The organism is Celeribacter baekdonensis, assembly GCF_900102315.1.
Lineage (GTDB): Bacteria > Pseudomonadota > Alphaproteobacteria > Rhodobacterales > Rhodobacteraceae > Celeribacter > Celeribacter baekdonensis.
This window is the reverse complement of the sequence record NZ_FNBL01000001.1, coordinates 618,844-638,380: the sequence shown is the minus strand read 5'-3', so window position 1 is coordinate 638,380 and position 19,537 is coordinate 618,844. Positions and strand designations below refer to the sequence as shown.

Here is a 19,537-nt window from a genome sequence, read left to right as displayed (position 1 = left end):
CCAATCCGTGACACCATATCCAAAAGGAGTTTTACTATGCGTTTCCCAATTTTAGCCATCGCGTTGATCGCAGCCAGTCCCGTCTTGGCCGATGATGACGGCGATGATGACGCAAAATTCGGCATGGCCGGCATCCTGTCGGCAAGCAATTCCGAAACCCTGCCGCCGATCCTTTTGTCCGCAGGCCAACCCTTGGCCGACGCCCCGTTGCACCTCAAATCCGGCACCTATTACGAGATCGAAATCGAAGCCGACGGGTCACAAGAACTTGGCCTTGAGGGGGCGGGGTTTTTCCGCGCCATCTGGATTGACGAGATCGTCATCGAAGGCTTGGAAATCCGCCCCTTGGGGATTGACAGCGTCGAATTTGATGAGGCGGGGGTGATGGAAATCGGGTTTGTCGCGATCAAGCCCGGGACCTATGATTTGCATGTGCCCAAAGCAAAAGGCGATTTGCAACGCCTTGAAATCATAATCGAATAGGGGACATCATGACCGGGCTTGTCGTTGATAAAATCACCCATCGCTACGCCGGACGTTCCGATCATCCGCCCGCTTTGGACCAAGTGAGTTTTTCGGTGGACCCCGGCCAGTTCTGTGCCCTTCTGGGACCAAATAGTGCGGGAAAATCAACGCTTTTTGGCATTCTCACCCGGCTTTTTGCGCCCAAATCGGGCCGGGTGGAGGTTGCGGGATATGACATGAGCTGTGCCCCGCTCAAGGCGCTGGCGCGTATGGGTGTGGTGTTTCAACAGCCGACGCTGGATCTGGATCTGACGGTCTGGCGCAACATGTTGTATTTCGCCGGGCTGCACGGGATCACCGGGCGCGCCGCCAAACTGGCCGCCTCTGAGGCGCTGGAGCGGTTGGCGATGGTTGAACGTGGCTCGGAACGGGTGCGCGATCTCAATGGCGGGCATCGGCGGCGGCTGGAAATTGCCCGCGCTTTGATGCACCGGCCCGAGGTTTTGTTGCTGGATGAGCCGACCGTGGGCTTGGATGCGCAAACGCGGGCAGATTTGGTCGCCCATGTGCATCAATTGGCGCGCGACAGCGGGCTCGCCGTACTTTGGGCGACGCATTTGACCGATGAGGTCCATGCGCAGGATGCATTGGTGGTGCTGCATCGGGGACGGGTGATTGAGCGCGGTGTGGCCGAACGGGTCGGGCCGGAGCTGACCCAACATTTCCTCGCACTCACTGGCGGGTTGGCGGGCGGGTTGGCTGGCGGGTTGGCGGGCGAAAGACAGCCCGCATGAGGCACTATATCATCGCCCTGATTGCCATTTGCCACCGTGAAGCGTTGCGGTTTTTTGGCCAACGCGCCCGGATGATCGCCGCTTTGGTGCGGCCTTTGATGTGGCTTTTTGTCTTTGCGGCGGGGTTTCGTGCGGCTTTGGGCCTGTCGATCACGCCGCCTTATGAGACCTATATCAGCTATGAAACCTACATCGTGCCGGGGCTCTGCGCGATGATTTTGCTGTTCAACGGCATGCAATCTTCGCTCTCTTTGGTGATGGATCGCGAGATGGGCACGATGCGGCTTTTGCTGACCGCGCCCTTGCCGCGCTGGTGGCTGTTGAGTTGCAAACTGGTGGCGGGGGCGGTGATTTCGGTGTTGCAAGCCGTTGTATTCTTGGCGATTTGCGCGCTTTACGGCATCCGATTTGCGCCGATGGGCTATGTCGCAGCCTTGCCCGCGATGTTTTTATGCGCGCTGATGGTGGGGGCTTTGGGGATTGCGCTCTCATCGACCATTCGCAGCTTGGAAAACTTTGCCGGCGTGATGAATTTCGTGATTTTCCCGATGTTTTTCCTCTCCACCGCGCTTTACCCGCTTTGGAAAATGGCCGAGGCCTCTGAACTTTTGTGGTGGATTTGCGCGCTGAACCCGTTTTCGCACGGGGTCGAGACGATCCGATTTGCGCTTTACCTGAAGGCCGATCCTGTGGATTGGGCCATCACCGTGGCGGCTGTGGCGGTGTTCATGGCGCTGGCGCTTTGGGGCTATGATCCGGGCAAGCGGACGATGGGGCGCAAGGGGTAGAGCGGCTTAGGTCGTAGAAAAGGCGACACTTTGGTCGGATGTGACAAAGCCGCGTGCTCTGGCAGCATGGGCATGGGAGGATTTAACATGAGATCAGCAATTTTGGTGATGGCGCTTGCCATGGCAGCGCCGGTTTGGGCCGAAGATTTATCCGAAGATTTAGCCCAAGATTTAGCCCAAGATTTGGCCCAAGATTTAGCCATGGAGCTTGGCCCCGACACCGAGGTGAGCGAGCAGGGGACGCTCAATCCGCATGAGATGTCGATGGCGCAGGTGATGGAGAGCATCCGCAATGGCGACACCGGGATGGTGATTTGTTCGCAGGGCTATTTGGTGACCAAATCCGGCCGTCACGAGATGGCGCGCGAGCTGTTTAAAAGCTGTGCCGATCACGGCTGGACCGGGGCGATGACATGGATGAGCCAGCTCGATGATCGTGGTCTTGGCGGGCCGCAGGATTTGGCGGCTGCGGCGGAGTGGAACCGCAAGGCGGCGGAGGCCGGCGATCCGGTTGGCAAGTTCAATCACGGGCTGGATTTGATGCGCGGCTGGGGCGTGGCACGCGACGAGGCGGCAGGGCGCGCCATGGTCGATGAGGCGGCGCGGGACGGTTTGGACGTGGCGCAGCGGTTGCAGAGCGCGCAGTATGATTTGGACGAGGTGACGCCGGATGCGGATGAGTGGCGCTATTTGAACCTGTTCTAAAGCGTGCCTTACGACCAAAGTCGTAGGTGGGCTGCGACCAATGTCGGGGGGCTTTGTTGATGTACATCAACACTTTGCGCGGCGGAACGGGCGATCTTGGCGGTGAACATGCCATAGGAGTCCGCCATGAAAGCCATTCGATTTTCTCCCACATTTGCCACTGCCCTGATCCCTGCAATCTTTGCCGCCACGCTTGGTGCCTCAGCGGTGGCGGGTGAATATGACGCGATCAAAACCGCCGCCGGGGCAGAGTTTTTTGACAAGGAATGCCACCGCTGTCACTCGGTCGATGCGGATCGCGCCAGCTATGGCCCGTTGTTGACCGGGGTGATCGGGCGCAAAGCCGGCAGCTTTGAGGGCTATCCCTATTCGGACGCCCTGAAAAACGCCAATTTCACCTGGACCGCAGGCGCGATCCGGGCGTGGATGGAAGACAATGACGGCTTGGTGCCGGGCACGAAAATGCGTCATGTCGGTGTTGTGGACGCGACGGTTCAGGATTTCATCGTCACCTATCTGGCGTCGATTTCCGAATGATCCGACCCGTGTAAACGGACCTTGTTTTAGGCGCGTTCGGCGGTCTGCACCTGTGCCGGCCGCCCGCCAAGGATCAACACTCGGTCAGACAGTCGCGCCGCCTCTTTTGGGTCGTGAGTGACCAAAATCGTCGTGGTGACATGATGCGCGCGCAGGGTCTCAAACAGGCGCATCATCTCATCGGCGAGCCTTGGGTCCAGCGACACAAAAGCCTCATCCATCAGCAAAAGATCGGGTGCTGCGGCAAAGGCGCGGGCCAAGGCCAAGCGACGCTGTTGGCCCAAAGAGAGCTGGCCGGGAAACAGATCGGCATGATCGGAAAGCCCCACCTGCGTCAACCACTGCCGCGCGTTCGACGCGTCGATGCGGGTGGTCAGGGTGAGATTGTCCAAGGCGCTGCGCCAGGGCAAAAGGGTCGGTTCCTGAAACACGGTGCTGATGCGCTCAGGGCGTTCGCAGGTGCCGTCATAGTCGGAATGCAACCCACAAATCACCCGCAACAGCGTTGATTTGCCAACGCCGGAGGGGCCGACGAGGGCAAGGGACGCACCGGGCGCGATCGAAAACGAAATCGGCCCGAGGATGTGCACCCCCCCCGCATGGGCCGAGCGCAGATCCACATGGACACCCCCACTCGGGCTTGCCTGTGGGCGTGCGGGAGCGGGGGCATTGGGCGCGGTGATCGTCATCACATTCATGTGCCGGGATGGTAGAATGTGCCCTCAGGCAGCGTCGTGGCTTGGCCGACCAAATCCGCGCCGCCGAGCTGTGCCATCAGATCGAGCATCTTGGCCGCATCCGCGTCAGACACCGGACCCTTTGGTGGAATGCCGTCGATCCATCCGGCTTTGAGCGCCGCAAATTGTGCATCGGTTTTGACATTCATCTGCGGGCGCAGACGATCCCATGCGGCGTCATCGGTGGCCAAAAGATCTTTGGCCTGACGTGACGCGGCGGCCAATCCGGCGACCAGTTCCGGGTGGTTTTTCAACACCTCACCGCGCACCACATAGCCCAAAAGCGGCGTGTCGGGATTCAGCCCAAGCGCCACGGCGGCCTCGGAGGTGGAGGTCAAAAGCCGCATTCCGGCGGCGTCCATTTTGGCCCCGAAATGCCAAAAATTAATCGCCCCGTCCAATTCGCCGGAAAGGGCGGATTTAAAAATCAAAGGCGGCGCACCATAGACCTGTTCGGTGTTGGCAGCCAGATCGAGCCCCTGCGTTTGGGCCGCAAAGGCGCGCAGGATCAGCCAGCTTTTGTCACTTGGCCCGCCAGCAATGCCAATTTTGCCGCCTTTGAGGTCGGAAATCGTCTGGGCGGGGCTGTCCTTGGGCACATAGAGGCCACCAACGGCTTTGGAATAGGGGACAAAGACGTAATCCTTGCCCTCGGCACGCTGGGCCGCAACCCAGAGCCAATCCGCGACGATCATATCCACTTCGCCCGCCGCCAAGGCCACGCGCGAGGCGGGGGAGCCAGCGACATCAAGCGCCTCAAGGGCAAAGCCCTGTGCGGTGTCAAAGCCGTAATGGTGGATGGTGTCCACCTCCCAGGCGACGGTGCCGGACATTTGCAGCGCGGCTTTGAGTTTTGGCAGATCTTCGGCCTTGGACGGCGCGGAAACGGCGGCACTCAAAGCCGCGGCTGTGGCAAGGGCCGCGAGGCCTTTGGTGAACTTGGTCATGGTTGATCCTCCCTGATCTCAGAGCCTGATCTCAGAGTAGGAGCGCGCGGGCGTGGCACAATACGACCAAAGGATGGGAAAAGGCCCCGAGGTCGCATGGGACCTACGACCAATGGCCAATTTCGGACAGGGCCTCGCTTTGATGATCATTGGTCAGGCTTTATCTGCGCGGGTCCAGGAGGGATCGCGCATCTGGTCATCCATGGGAGGAAAACACATGAACAGGTTTCTATCTGCCGCATCTGCGGCTGTTCTGGCGTTCGGTCTTGCGGGGGGCGCCTTGGCGGGCGTCACCGAAGAGGATCTGTTGAACGACGCCAACACACCGGGCGATATTTTGACCAACGGCATGGGGCGTGATCTGCAACGCTATTCGCCGCTTGAGACGCTCAACAAAGACAACGTGAAAAACCTTGTTCCGGCCTGGGCCTTTAGCCTTGGTGGCGAAAAGCAGCGCGGGCAAGAGACCCAGCCCTTGGTGCATGACGGCATCATGTATGTGACCGGGTCCTATTCGCGCCTCTATGCGATCGACATGACCAACGGCAAAGAAATCTGGCAATATGACGCCCGTCTGCCCGAAGGCATTTTGCCCTGCTGTGACGTGATCAACCGCGGCGGCGCGATCTATGGTGACAACATCTATTTCGGCACGTTGGACGCGCGCATCGTGGCGCTGGATTTGAAAACCGGCGATGTGAAATGGAACAAAAAGATCGCCAACTATAAGGAAGGCTATTCCTACACAGCCGCGCCGTTGATTGTGAACGGTCTGGTCATCACCGGCAACTCCGGCGGTGAATTTGGTATCGTCGGCGAAGTGCAGGCGCGGGATGCGGAAACCGGTGAAATGGTTTGGACACGTCCGGTGATCGAAGGTCATATGGGCACGCTCAATGGCGAAGACTCGACCATGACCGGGACGCTGAATGCGACATGGCCGGGCGATATGTGGAAAACCGGCGGCGGGGCAACCTGGCTTGGTGGCTCTTATGATGCCGACACCAACACGCTGGTCTTTGGCACGGGCAACCCGGCGCCGTGGAATTCGCATCTGCGCAACGCAGGCACACCGGTTGAGGGCAACACTGGCGACAACCTTTACGCCGCATCGCGTTTGGGCATTGATCCGGCCACCGGCGAAATCAAATGGCATTTCCAGACCACGCCGCGCGAAGGCTGGGACTTTGACGGGGTGAACGAAGTTGTGGCCTTTACCGACAAAGACGGCAACAAACGCTTCGCCACCGCCGACCGCAATGGCTTTTTCTACGTGTTGAACCGCGAAGACGGCGCGTTCGTGAACGCAACCCCGTTTGTCTCCGACATCACCTGGGCCAAAGGGATTGATGAAACCGGTCGTCCGATCTACGTCGAAGAGGCTCGTCCGGGCAATCCGCTTGAGGCGGAAAAGGGCGAAATGGTGTTCTCCGTCCCGTCTTTCCTGGGGGGCAAAAACTGGATGCCGATGGCGCACAGCCAAAAGACCGGCCTGTTCTATGTGCCGTCGAACGAATGGGGCATGGACATCTGGAACGAACCGATTTCCTACAAAAAAGGCGCGGCTTACCTTGGCGCGGGCTTTACCATCAAACCGATCTTTGAAAGCCACATCGGGTCTTTGAAAGCCATTCAGCCGGAAACCGGCGAGATCAAATGGGACTTCCAAAACGAAGCCCCGCTTTGGGGCGGTGTGATGACCACGGCAGGCGGTCTTGTATTCTTTGGCACGCCCGAAGGGGAATTCATCGCGCTCGACGATGAGACTGGTGAGAAACTTTGGTCGTTCCAAACCGGCTCCGGCATCGTTGGTCAGCCTGTGACCTTTGAAATGGACGGCGAACAGTATGTCACCATTGTCTCCGGCTGGGGTGGCGCAGTTCCGCTTTGGGGCGGTGAAGTCGCCAAAAAGGTCAACTACCTGAACCAAGGTGGCACGGTCTGGACCTTCAAATTGCCGAAACAACTTGCGATGGCGAACTGATACCAGTTTCGTAAATCGGTGCCGATGCACCCCTGGCCCCGCTGCGGTTCACCGTGGCGGGGTTTCTGTGTGTTCTGAGCGTCACGTCACATTGGCAAATGCGTACCCGGCTTTGGCCCGATGCACCGGGGTCAAGAGGTGATCGGGCGCGACGCGGCTTTTGCCGCGGGCGTGACCCCCGCCGCCGACCGCTTGATTGTGGGCATCATGGCGTCGGCCTTTTAAGTTCTTCCGCAGGGCCACTACGGAAGCTACCTGACCCCCGTTGCCGCAAGGTTTCGGGGGTCTTTTTCGTTGCATGTTCGAAATGTCCGTGTAGCTATATCGGTATGATGAAAGAAACCGACGCCGAAGCCCCGAACCGCAGTAAGCCCGCAGCCTTCATAGGCGGCGCAGCTATTGGAACCCTTGGCGGTTTGATCGGCCTTGGCGGGGCCGAATTTCGGCTTCCGGTTTTGATCGGAATGTTTCGCTTCGCCCGCTACAGCCGCGACCAAAGCTTCGCCGTTCTTGGGCGCAACCGGGCGTTCCTGTTGGTCATGGCTGCGGGTTCCATCGTCGGCACGTTCATCGGCGGGCACCTTTTGGGCGTGATCCCCAGCGGGGTCTTGCTTCCCGCGCTTGCCGCAATCCTGTTGATTTCTGCCGTGAAGGTGTGGCGACACGCCTAGCCCGTTCACGTTCGCGTAATCGGCTCCGGCGCTTCGGAAGTCAAATGGGCTGATTTTTCGCTGTAGTAGTTCTGTAGTAGGATTCTGGTGCTTTGAAATTTCGCAGCAAAATCAACATGTTACAGAATAATATGGCAGTCCATAGGGGAATCGAACCCCTCTTTCCAGGTTGAAAACCTGGCGTCCTAACCGATAGACGAATGGACCGCGCTTTTGGTAGGCGGCTAATTAGACGGCATGAGAGCGAAGCGCAAGAGGGTTTTGAACCGATTTGTATTTTTCTGTCTGCACGCAAACCACGCCGCGTTCACGGAGGACAACAGCGGAAAGGGCGCGGCATGAAAACCCGCGCTGTGGCGGAATTGGGCTGAGACGGATGGGGTTTGACTGAAATCAGTGTCCTGCACCGTAGAACACGGCAAGATTGGCGCAAGCTGCGGGCAATCCCGCCTTGAGTGAGTGGAGGATGCAATGCCAAGCCATATCAAAACGACGACACCCAAAGTCAATTCCCCTCGAAAGCCTGCGGCCAAGATCACTTTGGTGGCGGCGGATGTGACGCATGACAGCATGGCCATGGTGCCAAAGCCTCATCTCACGCCGCAACGCGACACAGATCTGGATCTCAGCGTCTATAACGTGATGGACAAGACGGCCCATGCCGCATTGGCGCGGGTGACCATGGGCATTGCCCCCACGGCTCTGGCGGCGGCTTGGGCGGATTGGCTGACCCATCTGGCAACGGCACCCGGCAAACAAGTGGAACTGGTTGAGAAGGCCGGGAAAAAGGCCCGTCGCCAGATGCAATATGCCGGGCGGTGCCTGGCGGGGTCGGATGTGCAGCCCTGTATCGAAAGCCTGCCACAGGACCACCGGTTTCGCGATCCGTCCTGGCAGAAATGGCCGTTCAATATGATGTATCAGTCGTTTTTGTTGCAACAACAATGGTGGCACAACGCGGTGACCGATGTGCCGGGCATGACAAAACAGCATGAAAACGTGATGGCGTTTTTGGCGCGTCAGATGCTTGATATGATGTCGCCGTCAAACTTGCCGCTGACCAATCCCGAAGTCTTGCAGGCGACGCTGGCGCAGGGGGGCATGAACCTTGTGCGCGGGGCGCGCAATTTTGGCGAAGACGTCAAACGCTATGTGACCAAAGAGAAATCGCCCGAACTTGAGGCGTTTCAACTTGGTCGCGATCTGGCCACCAGCCCCGGTCAGGTGGTCTATCGCAACCGCTTGATCGAGCTGATCCAATATGCGCCGACGACGGATCAGGTCCATCCCGAGCCGATCCTGATCGTGCCCGCCTGGATCATGAAATATTATATTCTCGATCTGTCGCCCGAAAATTCGATGGTCAAATTTTTGACCGGGCAGGGGTTTAGCGTGTTCATGATCTCTTGGCTCAACCCGGAGGCAGAGGATCGTGATCTGAGCATGGAGGATTACCGTGCGATGGGCATCATGGACGCTTTGAATGCGGTTCAGACGATCACCGGGTCCGATCATGTGCATGCTCTGGGCTATTGTCTTGGCGGTACGCTCTTGGCGATTGCGGCGGCAGCGATGGCGCGCGATGGCGACACACGGTTTGACACGCTGACGTTTTTGGCCGCGCAAACCGATTTCACCGAAGCGGGCGAATTGACCCTGTTCATCAATGACAGTCAGGTCAATTTTCTCGAAGATATGATGTGGGATCAGGGCTATTTGTCGACGGAGCAGATGGGCGGTGCCTTTCGCCTGTTGCGTTCGGCCGATCTGATCTGGTCGCGCAATGTGCATGACTATCTGATGGGCGAGCGGATGAAGATGTTCGATCTTTTGGCGTGGAATGCCGATGGCACGCGCTTGCCCTATACGATGCACGCCCAGTACCTGCGCCAGTTGTTTTTGAACAATGATCTGGCCGAAGGGCGCTATGAGGTGGCGGGCAAGCCCATTGCGATCTCGGACATCCGCGCGCCGATCTTTGCCGTCGGCACCGAGGATGACCATGTCGCCCCGTGGAAATCGGTCTATAAATTCCATCGCTTTGCCGACGCCGATGTGACCTTTGTCCTCACCAATGGCGGGCACAACGCCGGGATCGTCACCGAACCCGGCCATCCGGGCCGCCATTTCCGCATGGCGACGACGGCGTTTGATGCGCCCTTCCGTGACGCGGAGGAGTGGCAAGAGGCAGTGCCTGCGCAGGATGGGTCTTGGTGGACCGCCCATGCGCAGTGGCTGAAAGAGCGCTCCGGCCCGCTGGGGGATGTGCCGCCGATGGGGCGTGCCGAGGCGGGCTATGCGCCAATTTGCGCGGCACCCGGAACCTATGTGTTTCAGGCGTGACTGGGAGAGGAGGGAGAGAAGACGAGGGAGAGAAGACAAGGGCGCATTCGTCGCCCTCAAGTCTCCGCCTCGCGATCAGGACAGACAACATAAGACCGACACCGTTCACAGTGCCATATGTCATTCACAGATGTGCGGGGGAAAGTGGCAGTCCATAGGGGAATCGAACCCCTCTTTCCAGGTTGAAAACCTGGCGTCCTAACCGATAGACGAATGGACCGCGCTTGGTGTGAGCGGGTGTTTAGACGGGCAGCCGCGTGGGTGCAAGAGGAATTTTGCGCATTGGCGGCAGAATCTTACAACTTGGTGACAGCGAGGATGCATCACGCGGGCGTTCACGCTCGGGCCGCGTCCTCAAGGCGCAATTGCACCGACTGTCGCCCGCCCCAAGTGTTGATTTCAAGCCGTCCGGCCAAGTGGAAACGCGCGCCCCCATGCGATTCAAGCGCCGGACCCAGAGGGCCATCATAGGCACCGAAACAAATCGCCTCCAAACGCGGACCCAGCCCGTCGGAAAAGCTGATTTTCAGGTGGCTTTCGCCGATGCGTCGGGCGAAATGGATCGCACAGGACGGAAAGGCAAAGCGCGGGGCAGGGGCGGCGGCCCCAAACGGCCCTGCGGCCTCAAGCCGGGTGATCAGGTCAATCGTGGCGGCGCCGGGCATGAGCATCCCGTCGAGTTTCAAATCCGCTGGTCCGCCGTCGCCCGCGCCCTGTTTGGCAAGCAATTCGGACAGGCGCGCCATCGCGGGTTCCAATTTGTCCCGCATCACGGTCAGACCCGCCGCCATTTTATGCCCGCCGCCTTTGACCAAAAGCCCCTCTGCGGCCAGTTTTTGGATCGACGCGCCCAGATCGACACCCGAGATCGAGCGGCCAGAGCCTTTGCCCTCATCGCCGTCAAAGCCGATGACAATGGCGGGGCGGTTGGACGATTCTTTCAGGCGGGAGGCGACGATGCCGACCACGCCGGGATGCCAGCCCTCGCCCGCAGCCCAGACCAGCGGACCGTCAAGCCCGCGTGCCTCAGCCTGCGCAATCGCCGCCTCGCGCACGGCGTTTTCGATCTCGCGCCGTTCGGTGTTGAGCTGATCCAGCCGTTCGGCCAGCGCCTGTGCCTCAATCGGGTCTTGGGTTGCCAAAAGCCGCGCGCCCAAATCCGCAGCCCCAATTCGACCACCGGCGTTGATCCGAGGGCCCAAGAGAAACCCAAGCGAATAGGAGGTCGGCGCGGTGTCCATCCGGGCCACATCGGCGAGCGCGCGCAACCCGATGCGATGCCGCCCGGCCATGACCTTAAGCCCTTGCCGCACCAGCGCGCGGTTCACGCCAATGAGCGGCGCGACATCGGCGACCGTGGCCAGCGCCACCAAATCGAGCGCCGCCATCAAATCGGGGCCTTTTTGCCCCTCGGCGCGCATCAGTCGGTTGACCTCGACCAGCATCAAAAACACCACGGAGGCGGCACAGAGATGGGCGAGATCGCCGCTCTCGTCCTGGCGGTTCGGGTTCACCACGGCGACGCAGTCGGGCAGGGTCTCCCCGCCCAAATGGTGATCCAAAACGATCACATCCGCGCCCTGTGCCGCCGCAATCGGGCCGTGAGAGAGCGTGCCGCAATCGACACAAACAATCAGATCGTGATCCTGTGCCAGTGCCGCCATGGCCGGTTCATTGGGGCCATAGCCCTCATCAATTCGGTCGGGAATATACAGCGTGGCGTGGTGCCCCATGTCACGCAACCACGTCAACAACAGCGCCGCCGAGGTGCCGCCATCGACGTCATAATCGGCAAACACCGCGATGCGTTGGCGGGCTTTCAGCGCCGTCAAAAACCGCGCGGCGGCTTGGCCCATGTCTTTCAATGTCAAAGGGTCAGGCAGAAGGTCCTTGAGCTTCGGGTCCAAAAACCGATCGGCCTCCTCTGCCGACACGCCTCTGCGCGCCAGAGTTTGGCACAGGGCAACGGGCAAGCCGGTGTGCTGGGCCAAGGCCTCCGCCTGACGCATCAGATCATCGGTGGGGCCAACCCAGCGGCGGGCGGTCAAAGAGGTGGTGACATCCAAAAAATCGCTCATGGCTGAGCTTATCGCCCATGGCTGGGTCAGTTGCAAATACTAGCGGCCGGGCATATGCAAAAGGCGGCCCCAAAAGAGCCGCCTTTCTGATGAGACATCTGCGAGCGAGGCCTAGGTGTGTTCTTAAAGCAGGCGTGTTCTTAGAGCTGGTGCGCGTTCGAGATCGGGTTGCGGTAGGTCATGTGGCGCACAGAGCCGGTTTTGGAACGCATCAGGATGGTTTCCGTGGTCAGATAGCCCGGCTCGCGTTTGATGCCCGACACGATGGACCCATCGGTCACGCCGGTGGCGGCAAAGATCACGTCGCCGGTGACCAATTCGTCACGCGAATAGATTTTGTCGAAATCGGTGATGCCGGCTTTGGTGGCGCGGCCGCGTTCGTCATCGTTGCGGAACAAAAGCTGACCCCACATCTGACCGCCCATGCATTTCAAAGCAGAAGCCGCCAAAACACCTTCGGGTGCGCCGCCGGACCCCATATACATGTCGATGCCGGTTTTGGCCTCGGCACAGTGGATCACACCGGCGACATCGCCATCGGTGATCAGGCGGATCGACGCGCCCGTGGCGCGCAATTCGGCGATCAGGTCTTCGTGGCGGGGACGTTCAAGGACACAGAGATTGATCTGGTTCGGGCGCACGCCTTTGGCCTTGGCCAGCGCTTCGACACGCTCGGTCGGGGACATGGCAAGGCTGATCACGTCTTTGGCGTACCCCGGCCCAATCGCCAGTTTGTCCATGTACACATCCGGTGCATGCAACAAGGTGCCGCGCGGGGCCATGGCGATCACGGTGAGCGCGTTCGGCATGTCTTTGGCGGTCAATGTCGTGCCTTCGAGCGGGTCCAACGCGATGTCCACGGCGGGGCCTTCGCCGGTGCCAACCTCTTCGCCGATGTAGAGCATCGGCGCTTCGTCGCGCTCGCCTTCACCGATCACCACAACGCCTTTGATGTCGAGGGAGTTGAGCTGTTCGCGCATGGCGTTCACGGCGGCTTGGTCGGCGGCTTTTTCGTCACCGTTGCCAACGAAATCGGCGGAGGCGAGGGCGGCCTGTTCGGCGACGCGGGCGAGACCGAGCGACAGCATTCGGTCATGAAAAGCGATGGGTTTTGACATGGGATGGTCCTTTTTCGACGGACGGATTGGAAGGTCTCCCCCTCATGACCATATGTTCATCGGCGGGGCAAGGCGGGCGCGCATCTGTGTGCGCTAACAGGGCGTTGTTTGCGCTAACTTATTGGCGAGACGTAACAAAATTACGTCAACTTGCCGCAATCGCCGCTCAGATAGGCACCGGTGTCTGAGCGCGCGCTGGCGCTTTGGAGCGCGGCGGTGTTGGGGGAACTGGATGTTGGAGAGGGCATGCAACGGCTCGGCCCAAAAGGATGGGTCAAGCCGTTCGCAGTACAGGTCGACAGGGCCGTTCAAGACCTGTCAGATCGACATGGGTCACATCGATTCAATAGGGATCACACCGATTCAATGCGAATGGCAACCGGATCAGAGGCCAAAACGCCGGTTTGCGACATACCGTCCAACGCCACGTCCAAGGATTTGCGCGACGTGGCATCGGTGACGATCAATACCGGCGCGACCTCGGGATTGGCCTCCTGGCCATATTGGCGCATCCGGTCGATGGAGACACCCGCATCGCCCAAGGCGGCGGCGATTTTGGCCAAAGCGCCGGGTTTGTCGAGCAAGGACATGCGCAAGTAATAGGGCGCAGGGGTTGCGGCGACGGCAGGCGTGGATTTTTCCAACACATCGGCAGGGACGCCAAAGGTCGGGATGCGTACACCGCGCGCAATGTCGATCACATCGGACATGACGGCAGAGGCGGTGGGGCCCATGCCCGCGCCCGCGCCGCGCAGCACGATCTGACCGACCTCATCGCCCTCAAGCACCACCATATTGGTGGCGTTTTCCAACTGACCCAAAGGCGAGGTGGCGGGGACAAGGCATGGCGTCATGCGCTGTTCAAGGCCGCGCCCGGTCATCTGGGCCACGCCCAAAAGTTTGATGCGAAAGCCCATATCGGCGGCGTGGTGGATGTCTTCGATGGTGATGCGTTCGATGCCCTCAAGCACCATGTTTTCAAAATCGACCTGTGTGCCAAAGCCAATGGAGGCCAGCAACGCGAGCTTGTGACCGGCGTCAATGCCGCCCACGTCAAGCGTCGGATCGGCTTCGAGATAGCCAAGCGCCTTGGCGGCGGCGAAGACCTCGTCATAGGACAGGCCTTCGTTTTCCATCCGTGTCAGGATGTAATTGCAGGTGCCGTTCATCACGCCAACGATGCGTTCGATGCGGTTGCCCGCGAGGCCTTCGGTCAAGGCCTTGATCACCGGAATGCCGCCCGCGACTGCCGCCTCAAAGCGCAGCACCGCGCCCTTGGATTCGGCGCGCAGGGCAAGGTCTTGGCCGTAGAGCGCGAGCATGGCTTTGTTGGCGGTGACCACGTCTTTGCCGGCGGCCAAAGCGGCCTCGGTTGCGGCCTTGGCGGGGCCATCGGAGCCGCCCATGAGTTCGACAAACACATCCACATCATCACGCAGGGCAAGCGCGACCGGATCGTCTTCCCAGGCGTAATGGGACATGTCGACGCCGCGATCCTTGTCGCGCGAACGGGCGCAGACGGCGGTGACAACGATGGGGCGACCGGTGCGTTGGGCCAAAAGATTGGCTTTGCGCTGGATGATTTTGATCACGCCAACGCCAACGGTGCCGAGACCCGCAATCCCGAGGCGCAAGGGGGCGGTTTCAGAAGGGGTTTTCGGCATGGGAGGCTCCGCATCACAAAAGAATATGTGCGCTCTGATAGCGGTGAATGACCTGAGGTGCAACTGTGATGGCGGTCACCGCGCCATGGGCTTTGCAGAATGGCAGAACAGGTGCCGACACACCGCGTAGGGGCGGTTAAGAGGGGGCGCTTGCGCGGGCGAGAGCGGCCATCAGGCGGGCGCGTTCGGCCTGTGTCAGGACCGGGGTCTTTGACAAGGTACGTCCCCGCGCCGCCAGAGCCGCGGCCCTTCCCGCCAAAGCCGTGGCGGCCTCTGTGCCGGCCTCGTCCGCGGGGGTGGTGGCACTGATCATCGGCGCGCTCAACAGGTTTGGCCAAGGCAGGGTCGTATCGACCGGGGCCACACGGCCCGACAGGTCCGGACGATCGGCGCAGCCAGAGAGGCCCGCAAGCGCAGCCGTGAGAGGCAAGGCCAGATAAAAACAGCGAAAGGGGCGATGGCGCAACATGATTGGCAGGGTCCGTCCGCAAGAAAAACTTGGTTTGCTTTACGCGTTGCGGCGCTTCGGAACAAGATGGCTTTGCGTTCTGCGGCTTTTGCGCTAAAGCCTTTTGCAATGAACCTGAGGCACAGGTGAATGGCAAAAGGCCCATTGCATCACATGGCATTGCAAGGCATCGCAAGCTTGTACAGCGTTTGACGGCGCGATTCTGGCGCGATTCTGGCGCGGCGCTGGTGATGAGCGTGCGCGCCAAAGCCCCATAAAGCCCCAACAGGAGCACCCCAAATGTCCGATTTTACCCTCACGCCCTCACCCGCCCGACGCGCCAGTGCCGCAATGATGCTGGCCGCATTGGGGGCCTTGCTTGTCTGGGTCGCGACGCGGCCCGAGGCGGTTGGGATGGGGTGGATCGCCTTGCTTTTGGCAATGGCTGTGCTGGCTTTTGCCTTTGCCTGGCTGGTGTGGCGGGCGACTGGGCGGGGGCTGGTTTTGACCGAAGAGGCTTTGATCGAAGAGGGCGGGCGGGTTTTGTGCCGGTTGGACGAGATCTCTGCCGTCGAGCGCGGCACCTTTGCGTTCAAGCCCTCGAACGGCTTTATGATCCGATTGAAAACCGGGCAGGACCGGCCCAAATACCCGCGGGCTTGGGTGCCGGGTCTGTGGTGGCGTTTGGGGCATCGGATCGGTGTCGGAGGTGTGACACCCGCTGGGCAGGGCAAAGCGATGGCCGATGTGATTGCGGCACGGCTTTCAGGCGCTGGCCGCATCGAATGATCGGCCGTGCCCTGTGCCCTTCCCCCCCATGTGAAATGCGGGGAAGGCCGCAGAAGGTTTCAGGGAAGGCTTCTGAGCGATCAGCAATAAGCGATCAGTAATATCTGTTATATGTGCGACCGCCGCTGCCTTGGTCCATGTTGGGATCGTCCGTGGTGTCCGTGTTCGATGACCCGGAGGAGGTAGACCCGTCATCAAACAAAACCTGTGTTGCAAATCGGGGTTTGGTTGTGACGGCGTCGGCAAAGGTCAGTTCCGCGAGTCCCACATCAAACAATGGTGACCAGGTGCGGACGGTTTCGACCAAAAGCACCTCTTCGCCATTGGCCAAAAGCGGCAAACGGTTTTCGACATCGGACAGGCTGTTTGTGGTCAATGGCGAGAAATCCCCCACGGCATAGGACCACACGAGACTATAAGAACCGTTGCCATTGCTATCGAGCGAAAACTTGACCTCGGAGACGCGCATGTCGATGTCGCCGGAGTTGTTGAGGAAACGATAGAGATCTGCGGTCCCGTTGAGAAAGGCCGGGGTGACCGGGTCGGTTTGCCGCGAGAGATAATCGGAGATCGTGTAATTGGCTTTGTTGGCCTCGGATTTGGCCTGAAACGCAGTAAAGAACGTATAACAAAACACCAAAGAGAACATGATCAACGGTGCCATGATGACGGCTTCGACGGACCATGTGCCTTGGTCCTCGCGCTGGTAGCGACGGGCAAGAGACAGCAAAGGGGCGCGCAGAGAGGTCATGAGCATTCCGATCAGGTGTTGGGTTCGTTGACAAAGCCTGCGGTGGACACCATCGCATAGCCAGAGCCCGGAGTGCCTTCCAAAGTGGCCCCAAGCCAAGTGGTCGGGAAAATCGGATCGACAATCACGCAAGCGCGCACGAGCATCAGTTCATTCTCGCCCCCATCGGTAAAGGTGGTGGCGGGAGCGATGTTTTGGCTTCGGTCAATGCACTCCGCGATATTGGCAGGGCGCACGAAATTGTTTGCATCCACAGGTTCGAGCGCGATGTGCAGGTTTTCTTCGCAATTGCGCACATAGCGGGCATAGGTGCAGACGGCGGTTTTTAGCGAAGGCAACGTGACATTGGAGGCGGTGCCCAGGCGCACATCGCGCACAGCCAGATCGAGACCACGGTCCAGCATGGAGGCGGAGACCGTATAATAGCCAATCTCATAGCTGCCCATCATCATGAACGCGAAGATCGGAAACACGATGACAAATTCGATTGTCGAACTGCCAGTCTCGCCGCGACGATAGCGGCGCGACAGCTGTCTGAGGGCGCGGAGAATATTCATTCGACCAACCTCAGCTCTGTCACTTTCGTGGCGATGGCGGCGAAAGCGTCCGAGATTTCCAAACCATCCACATCATAGTAATGCGCCGGAGAGGAAGCACAGGAGATCAGCACTTGTTCGGCGTCGTTTGGGGCTTCAAACCCGATGGTAAAGATCAGAACGCCGTTGTTTTTGGCGGCCGTGCAAATATCGTTCAGGCGCTCGTTTTTGGTTGTGCCGCTCACGCCCGTGCGGGTGGCTCCGGTCCAGAAGTAATAGTCATTTGAGCTGCCGGAGCCATAGTAGCGGGCATAGGCGTGGCTTTCGACCGTGAAGCGCTGCCACACTTCGGGCCAGGTCAGGGGCGTGGCGTTTGAGCCGCCATAGACCGAGCTGTAGTAATTGCGGCTTTGCGGTTCATACCATTTGGTTTCGTACCAGCAGGAATAATAGCTGCATGTTCTTTTGCGGACCGAGAAAGAGACCCTGCCGTCTGGTGCAAGATAGATATCCGAATTGCCGGAGCGGTAATTGGAGGGCATGTAATATTGCGTGGTGTTCACACCATCGGTCATCACCACCATCACTTTGAGGGTCGATGCAGAGGCCACAGCCGGGCGGCCCGTCATGGAGGGGGACACTTCCCCCGACGCGATCAGTGCGCCGGTCAGCGGGGCTGCGGACGTGTCAAGCAACGCCGCCCCCCATTTCACACCCACATCAATAGACGTGTTGCCGTCGGCGCGCAGGTTGGAGATTTTGCTCTGAACCTCGGACAGCGAATTCGAGAAAGGCAAAATCCGATTGTAGCTATGCGGATCGCAGACCTCCAGGATGGTGCCTTGGTTGAAGTCATTGTAATACCACGGGTCAAACGCCAGTGTTTGTTGGTAATATTTGGCCCCGGCATAGTCTTTGGGTTCGATGTTCGTGGTTTCAAAATCGCTTGAGGTGAAGTTCAGGCAATAGGAATTGCTATGCGCATCTGTGACGTTGAATTCCGACAGAATGGTCGGCCCCGCGTTCACCTGCGTGGAATAGGGCACCACCGACATGGAGACGGCATCAGGCGCGGAATTGTCGAAAATGGTCTGGGCAAACTCCTGTCCCGCAATGGACAGGTTGCCAATCCGGTTCGAGCTGTTCATCGAATTCGACACGTCAAGCACAAGCGAGATTTCGAGATTGGCCAAGCCTTGCTCGGCGGCACCATGGCTTGCCAATGACAGAGTGTCGACGGCGGCGAATTTCATGAAATAGGTCGGAATGTCTGCGGACACGGTTGCGGTCACGCGGCGGCCTTGGCCGGACACTTCGGTTTTGACGTTGGTCAGATATTGCGACAGGCCGGCCTTGGCGAAATAGTCTTCGACCACGACTTCGGGGTCAAAACTGTTTTCAAGGTTGGCGGCCGCCAGCACAGCACGATCAAGCGTGTTTTGAAGTTCGGTCCGCAGAGTTTCATGGCGAATGATATCGACGCCAATCCCGGCCAGAATCATCACGATGACAAAGGTGAACAGGCCGAACACAGCCAATGACCCCTGTTCCTCTTTGGCATAGAGGGCAGGGTGGGGCAAACGCAGATGTGAGAGCAAGCTCCCACGATGTCCCTTACGCCGCAGCGAAGAAAGGACTTTTTTGCCACGCAGCTCCCGTGCGGCGTCATTTTGCGCCAAGCCAGAAGCCCGTTGTGTGTTCACCAAGTCTACGACGATTTCATCGCCGCGAAAAATACCTAACATGACACCATCTTTTCATCAAAGCGGTGCCCCCATTTCCCAGTTTGATAGTGAAAGGCCGGAATTTTCCGTGCTTTGTTCAATCCCTATCCAGAGCATGTTGATCCGCCATTGACTTAAAGTAAATAGAGGAATGCTCTGCCCTGATAAGGTCATAAATGCAGGCTTTCAAAGCGCTTTGGGGTGGGACTTTTAGGGCTGACGGAGGAGGTGGTCAAGATTTTGCCACAATCTGCCTTGGAAGCGCCATATTTGGCGCACCATTTTGTCACAAAGTGATTCATCGTTGTTAAGGCAGAGTTAAGTCTGTGCGCAGCTTTTGGCGGAAAAATGGGTCTTTTGGCCGCCGGGAACGGTGAAAGTCAGAGCGCAGGCCCGCGGGTGAGCCGCAGACATATCCCCTTGATGCGCGGCCCCTCTGGACCTTGGTCGCAGGACGG

18 protein-coding genes and 2 tRNA genes are annotated in these 19,537 nt (G+C 59.3%); 9 read left to right on the top strand and 11 right to left on the bottom strand.

The window, feature by feature from the left end; translation table 11 throughout:
• Window positions 1–36 precede the first annotated feature (36 nt).
• The 5 genes from BLT54_RS03175 to BLT54_RS03155 all read left to right on the top strand — a co-directional run bounded on the left by BLT54_RS03175 (window position 37) and on the right by BLT54_RS03155 (window position 3,289).
• On the top strand, window positions 37–483 hold the full coding sequence (locus tag BLT54_RS03175) for a cupredoxin domain-containing protein (protein WP_074640937.1): 447 nt from the start codon (window positions 37–39) through the stop codon (window positions 481–483).
• A gap of 8 nt (window positions 484–491) precedes the next feature.
• On the top strand, window positions 492–1,259 hold the full coding sequence (locus BLT54_RS03170) for an ABC transporter ATP-binding protein (protein ID WP_074640935.1): 768 nt from the start codon (window positions 492–494) through the stop codon (window positions 1,257–1,259).
• Window positions 1,256–2,047, top strand: coding sequence for an ABC transporter permease (locus tag BLT54_RS03165; protein ID WP_074640933.1), 792 nt, complete (start codon window positions 1,256–1,258; stop codon window positions 2,045–2,047). The genes BLT54_RS03170 and BLT54_RS03165 overlap by 4 nt, the downstream gene beginning before the upstream one ends.
• An 87-nt stretch (window positions 2,048–2,134) precedes the next feature.
• Window positions 2,135–2,752 (top strand): tetratricopeptide repeat protein, encoded by a 618-nt coding sequence (locus BLT54_RS03160; protein ID WP_074640931.1) that lies wholly within the window; start codon window positions 2,135–2,137, stop codon window positions 2,750–2,752.
• Window positions 2,753–2,878: 126 nt separating this feature from the next.
• On the top strand, window positions 2,879–3,289 hold the full coding sequence (locus tag BLT54_RS03155) for a c-type cytochrome (protein ID WP_074640929.1): 411 nt from the start codon (window positions 2,879–2,881) through the stop codon (window positions 3,287–3,289).
• A gap of 26 nt (window positions 3,290–3,315) precedes the next feature.
• Here BLT54_RS03155 and BLT54_RS03150 read toward each other — a convergent pair whose 3' ends face one another.
• Both BLT54_RS03150 and BLT54_RS03145 read right to left on the bottom strand, forming a co-directional pair.
• On the bottom strand, window positions 3,316–3,978 hold the full coding sequence (locus tag BLT54_RS03150) for an ATP-binding cassette domain-containing protein (RefSeq protein WP_143026723.1): 663 nt from the start codon (window positions 3,976–3,978) through the stop codon (window positions 3,316–3,318).
• A 5-nt stretch (window positions 3,979–3,983) separates the two neighbouring features.
• On the bottom strand, window positions 3,984–4,973 hold the full coding sequence (locus BLT54_RS03145) for an ABC transporter substrate-binding protein (protein ID WP_074640928.1): 990 nt from the start codon (window positions 4,971–4,973) through the stop codon (window positions 3,984–3,986).
• Between the two features lie 217 nt (window positions 4,974–5,190).
• On the opposite strand from BLT54_RS03145, the gene BLT54_RS03140 reads away from it, so the two are divergent.
• Together BLT54_RS03140 and BLT54_RS03135 are read left to right on the top strand one after the other, a co-directional pair.
• A complete protein-coding gene (locus BLT54_RS03140) occupies window positions 5,191–6,957 on the top strand; it encodes a PQQ-dependent methanol/ethanol family dehydrogenase (RefSeq protein WP_074641482.1) in 1,767 nt (588 codons plus the stop codon).
• A gap of 329 nt (window positions 6,958–7,286) precedes the next feature.
• On the top strand, window positions 7,287–7,628 hold the full coding sequence (locus BLT54_RS03135) for a hypothetical protein (protein ID WP_074640926.1): 342 nt from the start codon (window positions 7,287–7,289) through the stop codon (window positions 7,626–7,628).
• Window positions 7,629–7,760: 132 nt separating this feature from the next.
• Here the strand turns inward: BLT54_RS03135 and BLT54_RS03130 are convergent.
• A tRNA-Glu gene (locus tag BLT54_RS03130) sits at window positions 7,761–7,835 on the bottom strand.
• Between the two features lie 264 nt (window positions 7,836–8,099).
• On the opposite strand from BLT54_RS03130, the gene BLT54_RS03125 reads away from it, so the two are divergent.
• Complete coding sequence (locus BLT54_RS03125) at window positions 8,100–9,971, top strand: alpha/beta fold hydrolase (protein WP_074640924.1); 1,872 nt, start codon at window positions 8,100–8,102, stop codon at window positions 9,969–9,971.
• Window positions 9,972–10,116: 145 nt separating this feature from the next.
• Here BLT54_RS03125 and BLT54_RS03120 read toward each other — a convergent pair.
• The 5 genes from BLT54_RS03120 to BLT54_RS03100 all read right to left on the bottom strand — a co-directional run bounded on the left by BLT54_RS03120 (window position 10,117) and on the right by BLT54_RS03100 (window position 15,300).
• Window positions 10,117–10,191, bottom strand: a tRNA-Glu gene (locus tag BLT54_RS03120).
• Window positions 10,192–10,306: 115 nt separating this feature from the next.
• The gene (gene recJ, locus BLT54_RS03115; RefSeq protein WP_074640922.1) at window positions 10,307–12,049 is read right to left on the bottom strand and encodes a single-stranded-DNA-specific exonuclease RecJ; all 1,743 of its coding nucleotides are present in this window, start codon (window positions 12,047–12,049) and stop codon (window positions 10,307–10,309) included.
• 140 nt (window positions 12,050–12,189) lie between these two features.
• Entirely contained in the window at window positions 12,190–13,167 is a 978-nt protein-coding gene (glpX, locus tag BLT54_RS03110) for a class II fructose-bisphosphatase (RefSeq protein WP_074640920.1), read from the bottom strand.
• A gap of 353 nt (window positions 13,168–13,520) precedes the next feature.
• Window positions 13,521–14,831: a homoserine dehydrogenase gene (locus BLT54_RS03105; RefSeq protein WP_074640918.1), complete on the bottom strand. Its 1,311-nt coding sequence runs from the start codon at window positions 14,829–14,831 to the stop codon at window positions 13,521–13,523.
• A gap of 136 nt (window positions 14,832–14,967) precedes the next feature.
• On the bottom strand, window positions 14,968–15,300 hold the full coding sequence (locus tag BLT54_RS03100; protein WP_074640915.1) for a hypothetical protein: 333 nt from the start codon (window positions 15,298–15,300) through the stop codon (window positions 14,968–14,970).
• Between the two features lie 279 nt (window positions 15,301–15,579).
• Between BLT54_RS03100 and BLT54_RS03090 the strand changes: the two genes are divergently transcribed.
• Window positions 15,580–16,068, top strand: coding sequence for a hypothetical protein (locus BLT54_RS03090; RefSeq protein WP_074640911.1), 489 nt, complete (start codon window positions 15,580–15,582; stop codon window positions 16,066–16,068).
• 94 nt (window positions 16,069–16,162) lie between these two features.
• Here BLT54_RS03090 and BLT54_RS03085 read toward each other — a convergent pair whose 3' ends face one another.
• From BLT54_RS03085 to BLT54_RS03075, 3 genes are read right to left on the bottom strand one after another with little or no spacing between them, the layout of a single operon-like run.
• Window positions 16,163–16,819, bottom strand: a complete 657-nt coding sequence (locus BLT54_RS03085) for a TadE/TadG family type IV pilus assembly protein (RefSeq protein ID WP_143026721.1) — start codon at window positions 16,817–16,819, stop codon at window positions 16,163–16,165.
• An 11-nt stretch (window positions 16,820–16,830) separates the two neighbouring features.
• Entirely contained in the window at window positions 16,831–17,376 is a 546-nt protein-coding gene (locus tag BLT54_RS03080) for a TadE/TadG family type IV pilus assembly protein (protein WP_074640909.1), read from the bottom strand.
• A complete protein-coding gene (locus BLT54_RS03075) occupies window positions 17,373–19,100 on the bottom strand; it encodes a Tad domain-containing protein (RefSeq protein WP_074640908.1) in 1,728 nt (575 codons plus the stop codon). The genes BLT54_RS03080 and BLT54_RS03075 overlap by 4 nt, the downstream gene beginning before the upstream one ends.
• Window positions 19,101–19,537: the final 437 nt, after the last annotated feature.